Source organism: Clostridium saccharoperbutylacetonicum N1-4(HMT) (genome assembly GCF_000340885.1).
Taxonomy (GTDB): domain Bacteria; phylum Bacillota; class Clostridia; order Clostridiales; family Clostridiaceae; genus Clostridium; species Clostridium saccharoperbutylacetonicum.
Window position 1 is genome coordinate 1 of record NC_020291.1, and the last position, 14,428, is coordinate 14,428.

Genomic DNA, 14,428 nt, shown 5'->3' on the forward strand with positions numbered 1-14,428 from the left:
ACATAATTGTCAATAATATAGAAATGTTTATAACATGTTGATAAACTGTACATAATATCCTAAAAAATTTTTTTTATTAAAATTTATTGGAGGAATAAGAATGGATGCCGATCTAAAAAACTTGTGGGATAAAACTTTAGATATTATAAAAAGCGAATTAAGTGAGGTTAGCTTTAATACTTGGATTAAAAGTTGCGAACCCCTATCTATTTCTTCAGATACACTTAAGATAAGCGTTCCAAATTCCTTTACTCAAGACATCTTAGACAAGCGATACAAAGTTCTAGTTGCAAACTCAATAAAAGCAGTGTGTTCAAAATTATATACAATTGAATTTATCATAATGTCTGATAATTACGATAAGGAAGACGATAAAGCAAATCCTACCAATAATAAAACTTCAAAATCAATTATTGTAAATGATGAAATGTCTTCAACTTTAAATCCCAAGTACACATTTAATTCTTTTGTAATAGGTAACAGTAATAGATTTGCTCATGCAGCATCATTAGCAGTAGCTGAATCTCCTGCAAAAGCTTATAATCCATTATTTATATATGGTGGTGTTGGACTTGGAAAAACTCATCTAATGCATGCTATAGGTCACTATATTTTGGAAGGAAATCCTAATGCAAAAGTTGTTTATGTTTCTTCTGAAAAGTTTACTAATGAATTAATTAATGCTATTAAAGATGATAAAAATGAAGAATTCAGAAATAAATACAGAAATGTTGATATTTTGCTTATAGATGACATTCAATTTATTGCTGGAAAAGAACGTACTCAGGAAGAATTTTTCCATACCTTTAATGCACTACATGATGCTAATAAACAAATTATATTATCATCAGATAGACCACCAAAAGAAATTCCAACATTAGAAGACAGATTGCGTTCTAGATTTGAATGGGGATTAATCGCAGATATTCAAGTTCCAGATTTTGAAACTAGGATGGCGATTTTAAAAAAGAAAGCTGATGTTGAAAACTTAAATGTAGCTAATGAAGTAATGGGCTATATTGCTACAAAAATAAAATCAAATATAAGGGAACTTGAAGGAGCATTAATAAGAATAATTGCATATTCTTCACTAACAAATAGAGAAGTTACTGTGGATTTAGCTTCTGAAGCTCTAAAAGATATAATATCTAAAAAACAAGGAAAACATGTAACTATTGATTTAATTCAAGATGTAGTATCTAGTTACTTTAATTTACGTGTAGAAGATTTAAAATCACAGAGAAGAACTAGAAATGTTGCATATCCAAGACAAATTGCAATGTATTTAAGCAGAAAATTAACAGATATGTCTTTACCCAAAATAGGAGAAGAATTTGGTGGACGAGATCATACCACAGTAATACACGCATATGAAAAAATATCTGAAAACTTAAAAACAGATGATTCATTACAACACACTGTTAATGATATCACAAAAAAGCTGACTCAAAATTAATCCACATCTGTATATAATAATTCAATCATAACTTGTGGATAATATTTTTGTGGCAATAATATTATGTAACTTGTGGATAACCAGTTGAATTTGTTACTGATTTATCCACAATATTTTTGAATGCAATTTTGTTGATATAACAAGGTTAGAACTAGTTATCAACAAATTAACAGCCCCTACTACTATTATTACTATAAAAATATTAATCTATATCTATTTATTATCTTTAAATTTCATGTTAATAAATAAGGAGGATTCAAAATGATTTTTACATGTGAAAAGCAAAAAATATTAGAAGGTATTTCTATCGTACAAAAGGCTATAACAGGCAAATCAACTATGCCTATACTAGAAGGAATATATATAAAAGCCAAAGGATCAACATTAACACTTATTGCTTCAGATATGGATGTTAGTATTCAAACATTAGTAGATGCAACAGTTATAGAAGAAGGTAGCATTGTTATTGATGCTAAAATATTTGGAGAAATAATAAGGAAATTACCAAATTCAAGCATAAAAATTGAGATTATTGAAAATCAATTACTAAAAATTACTTGTGAAAAATCTGTATTTGACGTAGTTTATATGAATTCAAATGAATTTCCAGAATTACCTCAAATAAATGAGCAATTAAAAATATCAGTAAATCAAAATATCTTAAAAAACATGATAAAAGGTACATCTTTTGCTATTGCGCAAGAAGAAACTAGACCTATACTTCAAGGAATTTTATTTGAAGTACAGAATAAAACATTAAATTTAGTAGCTCTTGATGGGTATAGACTAGCTATAAAAAGTGAGTTTTTAGATAATGATATGGATATAGACGTTGTTATCCCTGGGAAAACATTGATTGAAGTATCTAAGATATTAGAAGATATTGATGAGATTGTAGATATAACATTTACAAATAATCATATACTATTTAATTTGGAAAAAACTAAAATAATATCTAGACTATTAGAAGGTAAATTTATTAATTATAATTCTTTATTACCACAAGAACATAAATTATTTGTAAATGTAAATAGGCAAGAATTACAGAATGCAATAGAAAGAGCATCTTTAATGGCCAAGGATGGCAATACTAATTTAATAAGACTAGATATACAGCAAGATAATCTAATAATAACATCTAATTCTCAATTGGGAAAAGTACGAGAAGAAATATCGATAAAATTGCAAGGAGAAGGAATTCAAATTGCATTTAATTCGAAATACTTATTGGATGTATTAAAAAACATGGAACAAAATGAAGTTGTTATGAAAATGACATCAGGAATAAGTCCATGCGTAATTGAAGAAGAAAATAATGAAAATGCTAAATATTTAGTATTACCTGTAAGATTAATGAGATAGGAGGATAAATATTATTATTAATATTTATACAATAAAATGAATAAAGTAAAAATTGATACTGAAAATATAAAATTAGATGCCTTTTTAAAATGGGCTGGGATAGCTTCTTCTGGGTCAGAAGCTAAATTTTATATACAAGATGGATTAGTAAAGGTTAATCAAGAGATTTGCATTCAAAGAGGAAAAAAATTAAAAATTGGAGATGTAATAACTTTTGATGACTCAGATTATGAAATTATATGAGATGATTATTAAAAATAATAAATAAACTGTTATTTTATTATATATGATATAATTATTATAGGTGTATTTTTATGTATGTTAAAAACATAAGTTTGCTTAATTATCGAAATTATGAAAATCTAAATATACAATTAATTAAAAATGTTAATGTTTTTGTAGGTGACAATGCTCAAGGAAAAACTAACATTTTGGAAGCTATTTATTATAGTGCATTTGCAAAATCACATAGAACTTCAAAAGATAAGGAACTGATAAATTGGAAGAAGGATAACGCTTATATTAGTTTACTTGTAGGAAAGAATAGATTAGATAAAAAAATAGATATAAACATTTTAAGAGATGGAAAAAAGGCTATTAAAGTAAATAATATTAAAGTAAATAAGATAGGTGAATTATTTGGAACCTTTAACGTTGTAATGTTTTCTCCAGAAGATTTAAAAGTAATAAAGGAATCTCCTACTATTAGAAGACGAATGCTAGATATGGAGTTATCTCAAATTAATCCAAAATATTATTTTAATTTAGTTCAATATAATAAAGTATTAAATGAGCGTAATATTATATTAAAAAGTAAAATATTTAATCAAGATATTTTAGAAGTATATGATATGCAATTAATTGAATATGCTGATTATATTGTTTCAAAAAGGTTAGAATATATAGATAAGATAAACTTTTTTGGTGATGAAATCCATAAAGAAATAACATCTAGTAAGGAAAAAATTGAATTTAAATATAATTGTACTGTGAATTTGGAGAACTTTAAGGATAATTATTTACAAAAACTAAAAGCTAATGTTTTAAAAGACAGGGAAAGAGGATTAACTTCAGTAGGTCCTCATAGAGATGACTTTAGTGTATTTATAAATTCCATAGATACCAAAATATTTGGATCTCAAGGTCAACAAAGAACATCAATTTTAACTATGAAGTTTTCATCTTTAAAAATAATAAAACAAATAACTGGAGAATATCCAGTCTTATTATTAGATGATGTTCTATCTGAACTTGATTCAAGTAGAAAGAGATATATACTAAGTTCAATAAATGATATACAGACAGTAATCACATGTACTGGTGTCGAAGATTTAAATGATTATTTAGATGAAAAAGTTAAGATTTTTACAGTATCAAATGGTAAAGTTTTAAATTAAAGGAGGAATATTTAGTGTTTTTACATTTGGGTGAAAATGTTGTAGTTCCTATTAAAGATATAATTGGAATATTCGATCTTCAAAATACAATGTATAGCTCTGATACAATACAATTTTTGAGATTAGCAGAAGAAGATGGTTTTGTAGAACGCATTACTGATGAAACACCAAAATCATTTATTATTGCAGAAGTTGATAATAAGAGTAAGATATACCTTTCACCAATTTCATCAACAACATTAACAAAAAGAACTGATATAGAATATAGTTCTTAATTTTATAATTAATAATAATTTTAATATTTATTAAGTTTAGGAGGAGTCTGATTTGGAACAAAATAATAATAAGTATGATGAAAATCAGATACAAGTTCTTGAAGGATTAGAAGCAGTAAGAAAAAGACCAGGTATGTATATTGGAAGTACTAGTTCAAGAGGGCTTCATCATTTAGTTTACGAAATAGTTGATAATAGTATTGACGAAGCATTGGCAGGATTTTGTAAGAAAATAGAAGTCAACATTAACGAAGACAATTCAATTACAGTAAGCGATGATGGTAGAGGAATGCCAGTTGGGATGCACCCTAAAATGGGTAAATCTACAGTTGAAGTTATAATGACAATATTACATGCTGGTGGTAAATTTGGCGGTGGTGGATATAAGGTTTCTGGAGGACTTCATGGGGTTGGTGCATCTGTAGTTAATGCTCTTTCAGAAGATTGTACAGTTACAGTCAAAAGAGACGGTCATGTATGGCAACAAAAATACAGTAAAGGAAAAGTACTTACTGAGGTTGTAAAAATCGGTAATAGTGATCAAACTGGTACAGAAACTTATTTTAAACCTGATGCTGGAATTTTTGATGAAATTATATTTGATTTTGATGTATTAGCTCAAAGATTAAGGGAGTTAGCTTTTTTAAATAAAGGAATTTATATAGAGCTAATAGATAAAAGATATGATAAAAAAGAAACTTTTCATTACGAAGGTGGAATAAAATCATTTGTTAGCTATTTAAATAGAAACAAAGTACCACTTCATGAAGAACCAATATATATAGAGGGAGTAAAGGATAAAATAGCTGTTGAAATAGCACTTCAATACAATGATGGTTATACTGAAAATATTTTCTCTTTTGCAAACAATATAGATACTGTTGAAGGTGGTACACATTTAGTTGGTTTTAAAACAGCGCTAACAAGGGTTTTTAATGATTATGCAAAGAAGTTTGGACATATAAAGGAAAATGATAAAAATTTCACTGGTGATGATATAAGGGAAGGTCTTACAGCAGTAATATCAGTTAAAATTGAAGAACCACAATTTGAAGGGCAAACCAAGACAAAGCTAGGAAACAGTGAAGTTAGAGGAATAGTTGATTCGATTGCAGGTGAAAATATAGGGATATTCTTAGAGGAAAATCCTGCTGTTGGAAAGATGATTGTTGATAAAGCGCTGATGGCAGCAAGAGCAAGAGATGCAGCTAGAAAGGCAAGAGAATTAACAAGAAAATCTGTATTAGAAAGATCTGCATTACCCGGGAAATTAGCAGATTGTTCTTCAAAGGATCCTCGAGAATGTGAAATTTATATAGTCGAAGGAGATTCTGCCGGTGGGTCAGCTAAACAAGGCAGAAATAGAAAATTCCAGGCCATTTTACCACTAAGAGGTAAGATACTAAATGTTGAAAAACAGAGACTTGATAGGATATTGAATGCAGATACTATAAGATCTATGGTTACTGCATTTGGTGCTGGTATAGGAAATGATTTTGATGTGGAAAAAATTAGATATGATAGAATCATAATAATGACAGATGCCGATGTTGATGGAGCTCATATTAGAACATTGTTATTAACATTTTTCTATAGATACATGAAGCAATTAATAGATGATGGCCATGTATACATAGCTCAACCGCCACTATACAGAATTATTAAGAATAAAAAAGAGTATTATGCTTATAGTGATAAAGAATTAGAACAAGTATTACAAGAAGTAGGTGGAAAAGACAATTCTACTGATATTCAAAGATATAAAGGTCTTGGTGAAATGAATGCAATTCAATTATGGGATACAACAATGGATCCAGAAAAAAGAATTCTATTAAAAGTAAATGTAGAAGATGCTATGGCAGCAGATGAAATTTTTACTATATTAATGGGCGAAAAGGTTGAACCAAGAAAAGATTTTATACAACAAAATGCTAAATATGTTGTAAATTTAGACATTTAGTACTGATATGAGGTGAAGTACATGGATTTTAATGAGGGTAAAGTTGAACTTGTAGATATTAATAAAGAAATGAAACGATGCTATATAGATTATGCTATGAGCGTTATAGTAGGGCGTGCATTGCCAGATGTAAGGGATGGATTGAAGCCTGTACATAGAAGAATACTATATTCTTTACAGGGGTTAGGATTAACTCCTGATAAGGGCTATAGAAAATGTGCAAGAATAGTCGGTGAAGTTTTAGGTAAATATCATCCACATGGTGATACTTCTGTTTATGATGCATTAGTAAGAATGGCTCAAGATTTTTCTATGAGATATATGTTAGTAGATGGTCATGGAAATTTTGGATCAGTTGATGGTGATAGTGCTGCTGCTATGAGATATACAGAAGCAAAAATGAATAAGATAGCTGTAGAGATGTTAAGAGATATAAATAAAAATACAGTTGATTTTATGCCAAATTTTGATGGAGAAGAACAAGAACCAGTAGTTTTACCATCAAGATTTCCGAATCTCTTAGTTAATGGTTCATCAGGAATAGCAGTTGGAATGGCAACAAATATTCCACCGCATAATTTAGGAGAAATAATAGATGGAACTATAATGCTTATCGATAATCCAGAAGTTACGATATTAGATCTTATGACTAAAATCAAGGGGCCAGATTTTCCTACTGGAGCAACTATTATGGGCAAAGCAGGGATTAGAGCTGCTTATGAAACTGGAAGAGGTAAAGTGGTTGTTAGAGCTAATGCAGAAATTGAAGAGGAAAATGGAAGACATAAAATAGTTGTAACCGAAATACCATATATTGTAAATAAGGCGAAGCTTATAGAAAATATTGCAGACTTAGTAAAGGATAAGAAGATTACTGGAATATCAGATTTAAGAGATGAATCAGATAGAGAAGGTATGAGAATAGTAATAGAACTAAAAAGAGATGCTAATCCTAATGTAGTGCTAAATTTACTATATAAGCATACTAAGCTTCAAGATACATTTGGGATTATAATGTTAGCATTGGTTGACAATGAACCAAAGGTATTAAATTTAAAAGAAATATTAAGAAACTATATAGACTTCCAAAAAGAAGTCATAACAAGAAGAACAATATTTGAGTTAAATAAGGCAGAAGCTAGAGCTCATATACTTGAAGGATTAAAGATTGCATTAGACAATATAGATGAGGTTATAAGCATAATTAGAAATTCTAATACTAGTGAAATTGCTAGAGATACTTTGATAGAAAGATTTAATCTTTCAGAGAAGCAAGCTCAAGCTATATTAGATATGAGATTAAGAAGATTAACAGGTTTAGAAAGAGATAAGATTGAAGATGAATTAAATGAATTAATGAGGCAAATAGAATATTTAAATTCTATTTTAGCAAGTGAAGAAAAATTATTAGGAGTTATTAAAGATGAACTTCTAGAAATAAAAGCTAAGTATTCAGATGAAAGAAGAAGTAAAATAGAAAAAATTATAAATGAAATTGATATAGAAGATTTAATCCAAGAAGAAGATGTTGTTATAACATTAACTAGTTCAGGATATATAAAGAGAATTTCAGCTGATACTTATTCTTCACAAAGAAGAGGTGGAAAAGGAATTCAAGCAATGACAACAAAAGAAGATGATTTTGTTGAACATCTGATGATAACATCTACTCATTCTGATGTATTGTTCTTTACTAATAAGGGAAGAGTATATAAATTAAGAGCTTATGAAATTCCTGATGCTGGAAGACAAGCAAAGGGTACAAATTTAATAAACATTATAGCAATAGAGCCTGATGAAAAAATTCAAACAGTATTAACTGTAGCTGATGGAAAAAAAGAAGGATTTTTATTTATGGGTACTAAACAAGGAATTGTTAAGAAAACTCCAGTAAGTGAATTCAAAAACCTAAGAAAAAATGGATTAATTGCTATAAGCCTAAAAGATGGAGATGAGCTATTAAAAGTAAAGAACACATATGGAGATGCAAACATAATGATGGTAACTCAAAATGGTTATGCAGTTAAGTTTAACGAAAAAAATGTTAGACATATGGGAAGAACTGCATCTGGAGTTAAAGCTATTAACTTAAAAGAAGATGATGTAGCTGTATGTATGGATATAGCAGTTGATGGAGAAGAATTACTAGTAATAAGTGAAAATGGATATGGAAAAAGAACTCCTATTGAAGAATATAAACTTCAAAACAGAGGCGGCGTAGGATTAATAACTTATAAGATTAGTGAAAAGACTGGAAAACTTGTTGGAGCAACAATATGTAAAGTTGATGATGAATTAATGCTTATAAATTCTAGCGGTGTAGCTATTAGAATAAATGTAGCTGATATTTCAGTTACTAGCAGATCTGCAATGGGAGTAACATTAATGAGAACCAGTGATGATGAAAAAGTTGTTGCAATTGCTAAAATATTAGGTAGTGACGAATCAGAAGAAGATTCTATTAATGAAAGTGATGAAACTTCAGAAGAATAATATTAACTGAATTTTATATGAATAAGATTACTAACGATAAATTCAAATTTATCATTAGTAATCTTAATTTTTTGCAAGTTTAAACAATAAAATCTTAGTAAACAATGTCAAATGATCCTAGCGTATCATAGTTAGAAAAATAAAAGAAAAAGTAAATAAATAGAGAATAACTAATTTAAATTAATTTAATTGCAATATATTATGTAAAAACATATAAATATTATGTTAATATAAAACACGTCGCTAAGAGTGAAAGAACTTGAGAAAATTACGACTATAGCATATAGTGTTAACATTTTAAATACTATTAAAATGTTGTTGACAAAGCTAAAGTTAAGTGATATACTAGTGAAGTCGCTTGAGGGTGACAAAAACAAACAAAAGATTACAGCGAAAGCTGTAAGAAAGAAAATGGTCTTTGAAAATTGAACAGAATAAGATAAATATATTTAAGTAAACCAGCAATTTTTATTTGAGTAAGCTAAGATTAAACTTTTTATTGAGAGTTTGATCCTGGCTCAGGACGAACGCTGGCGGCGTGCTTAACACATGCAAGTCGAGCGATGAAGTTCCTTCGGGAATGGATTAGCGGCGGACGGGTGAGTAACACGTGGGTAACCTGCCTCATAGAGGGGAATAGCCTTTCGAAAGGAAGATTAATACCGCATAAGATTGTAGCACCGCATGGTGCAGCAATTAAAGGAGTAATCCGCTATGAGATGGACCCGCGTCGCATTAGCTAGTTGGTGAGGTAACGGCTCACCAAGGCGACGATGCGTAGCCGACCTGAGAGGGTGATCGGCCACATTGGGACTGAGACACGGCCCAGACTCCTACGGGAGGCAGCAGTGGGGAATATTGCACAATGGGGGAAACCCTGATGCAGCAACGCCGCGTGAGTGATGACGGTCTTCGGATTGTAAAGCTCTGTCTTCAGGGACGATAATGACGGTACCTGAGGAGGAAGCCACGGCTAACTACGTGCCAGCAGCCGCGGTAATACGTAGGTGGCAAGCGTTGTCCGGATTTACTGGGCGTAAAGGGAGCGTAGGTGGATATTTAAGTGGGATGTGAAATACTCGGGCTTAACCTGGGTGCTGCATTCCAAACTGGATATCTAGAGTGCAGGAGAGGAAAGTAGAATTCCTAGTGTAGCGGTGAAATGCGTAGAGATTAGGAAGAATACCAGTGGCGAAGGCGACTTTCTGGACTGTAACTGACACTGAGGCTCGAAAGCGTGGGGAGCAAACAGGATTAGATACCCTGGTAGTCCACGCCGTAAACGATGAATACTAGGTGTGGGGGTTGTCATGACCTCCGTGCCGCCGCTAACGCATTAAGTATTCCGCCTGGGGAGTACGGTCGCAAGATTAAAACTCAAAGGAATTGACGGGGGCCCGCACAAGCAGCGGAGCATGTGGTTTAATTCGAAGCAACGCGAAGAACCTTACCTAGACTTGACATCTCCTGAATTACTCTGTAATGGAGGAAGCCCTTCGGGGCAGGAAGACAGGTGGTGCATGGTTGTCGTCAGCTCGTGTCGTGAGATGTTGGGTTAAGTCCCGCAACGAGCGCAACCCTTATTGTTAGTTGCTACCATTTAGTTGAGCACTCTAGCGAGACTGCCCGGGTTAACCGGGAGGAAGGTGGGGATGACGTCAAATCATCATGCCCCTTATGTCTAGGGCTACACACGTGCTACAATGGCTGGTACAGAGAGATGCTAAACCGCGAGGTGGAGCCAAACTTTAAAACCAGTCTCAGTTCGGATTGTAGGCTGAAACTCGCCTACATGAAGCTGGAGTTGCTAGTAATCGCGAATCAGAATGTCGCGGTGAATACGTTCCCGGGCCTTGTACACACCGCCCGTCACACCATGAGAGTTGGCAATACCCAAAGTTCGTGAGCTAACGCGCAAGCGAGGCAGCGACCTAAGGTAGGGTCAGCGATTGGGGTGAAGTCGTAACAAGGTAGCCGTAGGAGAACCTGCGGCTGGATCACCTCCTTTCTATGGAGAAATCTAGATCAGCATGATGTCTGACTAGTACAGATACATTTATGTATCAAATTAAAATACTTACTCGACAGGTTGCTTAAAGTATTTGTTCTGTTCAATTTTGAAAGACTAGGTCTTTCAAAAGATATGGGGGTTTAGCTCAGTTGGGAGAGCACCTGCCTTGCACGCAGGGGGTCAAGGGTTCGAATCCCTTAATCTCCACCATTTGATTTAATTTAGTAATTGAATCAATTATTGTTCTTTGAAAATTGCACATAGATTTGATGTATAAAAAATACAACAAAGCCAAGAATATATATTCTTTGTGATATGACTAATAAATAGGTCAAGCTACAAAGGGCGTATGGTGAATGCCTTGGCATCAGGAGCCGATGAAGGACGCGATAAGCTGCGATAAGCTTCGGGTAGACGCACATAGTCAGAGATCCGAAGATTTCCGAATGAGGAAACTCACATGGGAAACCCCATGTATCATAAAGTGAATACATAGCTTTATGAAGGTAAACCCAGGGAACTGAAACATCTAAGTACCTGGAGGAAGAGAAAGAAAAATCGATTTTCTTAGTAGCGGCGAGCGAAAAGGAAAGAGCCCAAACCAGAGATTTATCTCTGGGGTTGCGGACAGAACATAACGTGAAATTATTGTTAACCGAACACAACTGGAAAGTTGGACCATAGGGGGTAATAGTCCTGTAGGTGAAAATGATAATGAACAGTTCTGCACCAGAGTACCACGAGACACGTGAAACCTTGTGGGAAGCAGGGAGGACCACCTCCCAAGGCTAAATACTACCTGATGACCGATAGTGAAGCAGTACCGTGAGGGAAAGGTGAAAAGAACCCCGGGAGGGGAGTGAAATAGAACCTGAAACCATATGCCTACAACCGATCAGAGCACCTTACGTGTGTGATGATGTGCTTTTTGTAGAACGAGCCAACGAGTTACGGTATGTAGCGAGGTTAAGTACTTAAGGTACGGAGCCGAAGGGAAACCGAGTCTTAATAGGGCGATTAGTTGCATGCTGTAGACCCGAAACCGGGTGACCTATCCATGGCCAGGTTGAAGCGAGGGTAAAACCTCGTGGAGGACCGAACCACGTTGCTGTTGAAAAAGCATGGGATGAGCTGTGGATAGCGGAGAAATTCCAATCGAACTCGGATATAGCTGGTTCTCCTCGAAATAGCTTTAGGGCTAGCGTCGGAAAATGTGAGTAGTGGAGGTAGAGCACTGAATAGGCTAGGGGGCATAGCGCTTACCGAACCTTATCAAACTCCGAATGCCATATACTATCAGTCCGGCAGTCAGACTGTGAAAGATAAGTTCCATGGTCAAAAGGGAAACAGCCCAGATCGTCAGCTAAGGTCCCAAAGTGTAAGTTAAGTGGAAAAGGATGTGGGATTTCTAAGACAACTAGGATGTTGGCTTAGAAGCAGCCACTCATTAAAAGAGTGCGTAATAGCTCACTAGTCAAGAGATCCTGCGCCGAAAATGTCCGGGGCTCAAACTTACCACCGAAGCTACGGGTTCACGTTTATACGTGAGCGGTAGAGGAGCGTCGTAATCGGGCTGAAGTCGTACCGAAAGGAGCGGTGGACTGATTACGAGTGAGAATGTTGGCATTAGTAGCGAGATGTAGGTGAGAATCCTACAGGCCGAATATCTAAGGTTTCCTGAGTAAAGTTTGTCTTCTCAGGGTTAGTCGGGACCTAAGGCGAGGCCGAAAGGCGTAGTCGATGGACAATTGGTTGATATTCCAATACCACTATTATCGTTAATATCGAGGGTGTGACGGAGAAGGATAGGATGTGCTAGCTATTGGATGCTAGTCTAAGCGTTTAGGGAGTTGGGATTGGCAAATCCGTTCCAACAATTCTGAGGCGTGATGGGGAAGGTTCTACGGAACCGAAGTATCTGATTCCATGCTTCCAAGAAAAGCATCTAGAGAGAGAAGTAGTGCCCGTACCGCAAACCGACACAGGTAGATGAGGAGAGAATCCTAAGGCCGACGGAAGAATTGCAGTTAAGGAACTAGGCAAATTGACCCCGTAACTTCGGGAGAAGGGGTGCCTGCGAAAGCAGGTCGCAGAGAATAGGCACAAGCAACTGTTTAACAAAAACACAGGTCTCTGCTAAAGCGAAAGCTGATGTATAGGGGCTGACGCCTGCCCGGTGCTGGAAGGTTAAGGGGAATACTTAGCAGCAATGCGAAGGTATGAACTTAAGCCCCAGTAAACGGCGGCCGTAACTATAACGGTCCTAAGGTAGCGAAATTCCTTGTCAGGTAAGTTCTGACCCGCACGAATGGCGTAATGACTTGTGCACTGTCTCAACTGCAAATCCGGCGAAGTTGTAGTGCGAGTGAAGATGCTCGCTACCCGCGATTGGACGGAAAGACCCCGTAGAGCTTTACTGTAGCTTAGCATTGAATTTCGGTATTGTCTGTACAGGATAGGTGGGAGACTGGGAAACTAGGGCGTCAGCTTTAGTGGAGTCGTTGTTGGGATACCACCCTGATAGTATTGAAGTTCTAACTGGATGCCATGAAACTGGTGACAGGACATTGTTAGGTGGGCAGTTTGACTGGGGCGGTCGCCTCCTAAAATGTAACGGAGGCGCCCAAAGGTTCCCTCAGAACGGTCGGAAATCGTTCGAAGAGTGCAAAGGCAGAAGGGAGCCTGACTGCGACACCTACAAGTGGAGCAGGGACGAAAGTCGGGCTTAGTGATCCGGTGGTACCTCGTGGGAGGGCCATCGCTCAACGGATAAAAGCTACCTCGGGGATAACAGGCTGATCTCCCCCAAGAGTTCACATCGACGGGGAGGTTTGGCACCTCGATGTCGGCTCGTCGCATCCTGGGGCTGAAGTAGGTCCCAAGGGTTGGGCTGTTCGCCCATTAAAGCGGCACGCGAGCTGGGTTCAGAACGTCGTGAGACAGTTCGGTCCCTATCCGTCGCGGGCGTAGGAAATTTGAGAGGAGCTGTCCTTAGTACGAGAGGACCGGGATGGACTGACCTATGGTGTACCAGTTGTTTCGCCAGAAGCATAGCTGGGTAGCTAAGTCGGGAAGGGATAAACGCTGAAAGCATCTAAGTGTGAAGCCCCCCTCAAGATGAGATTTCCCATAGCATAAGCTAGTAAGACCCCTTGAAGACTACAAGGTTGATAGGTCAGAGGTGTAAGTATGGTAACATATTTAGCTGACTGATACTAATAGGTCGAGGGCTTGACCAATTAGTTAAGTTGTAAAACAATACATTAAAAAACTATGTGCAATTTTGAAAGAATATTACTTAAAATTACTTGACATATTGTATATTAATAAGTATAATTTTCTTTGTAATATCTGGTGATGATGGCATAGAGGTAACACTCCTTCCCATTCCGAACAGGAAAGTTAAGGTCTATTACGCTGATGGTACTGCATGGGAGACTGTGTGGGAGAGTAGGAAATTGCCAGGTAAGTTAA

At 35.3% G+C, this 14,428-nt stretch carries 7 protein-coding genes, 1 tRNA gene and 3 rRNA genes; all 11 read left to right on the top strand.

What is annotated here, in order from left to right:
- Window positions 1-100: 100 nt before the first annotated feature.
- The 11 genes from dnaA to rrf all read left to right on the top strand — a co-directional run bounded on the left by dnaA (window position 101) and on the right by rrf (window position 14,421).
- A complete protein-coding gene (dnaA, locus tag CSPA_RS00005) occupies window positions 101-1,456 on the top strand; it encodes a chromosomal replication initiator protein DnaA (RefSeq protein ID WP_015390182.1) in 1,356 nt (451 codons plus the stop codon).
- 261 nt (window positions 1,457-1,717) lie between these two features.
- On the top strand, window positions 1,718-2,818 hold the full coding sequence (gene dnaN, locus CSPA_RS00010) for a DNA polymerase III subunit beta (RefSeq protein ID WP_015390183.1): 1,101 nt from the start codon (window positions 1,718-1,720) through the stop codon (window positions 2,816-2,818).
- Between the two features lie 36 nt (window positions 2,819-2,854).
- Window positions 2,855-3,061 (top strand): RNA-binding S4 domain-containing protein, encoded by a 207-nt coding sequence (locus tag CSPA_RS00015; RefSeq protein WP_015390184.1) that lies wholly within the window; start codon window positions 2,855-2,857, stop codon window positions 3,059-3,061.
- 71 nt (window positions 3,062-3,132) lie between these two features.
- Window positions 3,133-4,215, top strand: a complete 1,083-nt coding sequence (recF, locus tag CSPA_RS00020; protein WP_015390185.1) for a DNA replication/repair protein RecF — start codon at window positions 3,133-3,135, stop codon at window positions 4,213-4,215.
- A gap of 14 nt (window positions 4,216-4,229) precedes the next feature.
- Entirely contained in the window at window positions 4,230-4,490 is a 261-nt protein-coding gene (gene remB, locus CSPA_RS00025) for an extracellular matrix regulator RemB (protein WP_015390186.1), read from the top strand.
- Window positions 4,491-4,542: 52 nt separating this feature from the next.
- Complete coding sequence (gene gyrB / locus CSPA_RS00030) at window positions 4,543-6,450, top strand: DNA topoisomerase (ATP-hydrolyzing) subunit B (RefSeq protein WP_015390187.1); 1,908 nt, start codon at window positions 4,543-4,545, stop codon at window positions 6,448-6,450.
- 21 nt (window positions 6,451-6,471) lie between these two features.
- The gene (gene gyrA, locus CSPA_RS00035; RefSeq protein ID WP_015390188.1) at window positions 6,472-8,943 is read left to right on the top strand and encodes a DNA gyrase subunit A; all 2,472 of its coding nucleotides are present in this window, start codon (window positions 6,472-6,474) and stop codon (window positions 8,941-8,943) included.
- Between the two features lie 495 nt (window positions 8,944-9,438).
- Window positions 9,439-10,951: ribosomal RNA gene (locus CSPA_RS00040) — 16S ribosomal RNA — on the top strand.
- A gap of 137 nt (window positions 10,952-11,088) precedes the next feature.
- Window positions 11,089-11,164: transfer RNA gene (locus tag CSPA_RS00045), tRNA-Ala, on the top strand.
- Between the two features lie 119 nt (window positions 11,165-11,283).
- Window positions 11,284-14,193 (top strand): 23S ribosomal RNA (locus CSPA_RS00050).
- 111 nt (window positions 14,194-14,304) lie between these two features.
- Window positions 14,305-14,421, top strand: a 5S ribosomal RNA gene (gene rrf / locus CSPA_RS00055).
- Together the 16S, 23S and 5S rRNA genes with 1 tRNA gene alongside form the textbook arrangement of a ribosomal RNA operon.
- Window positions 14,422-14,428: the final 7 nt, after the last annotated feature.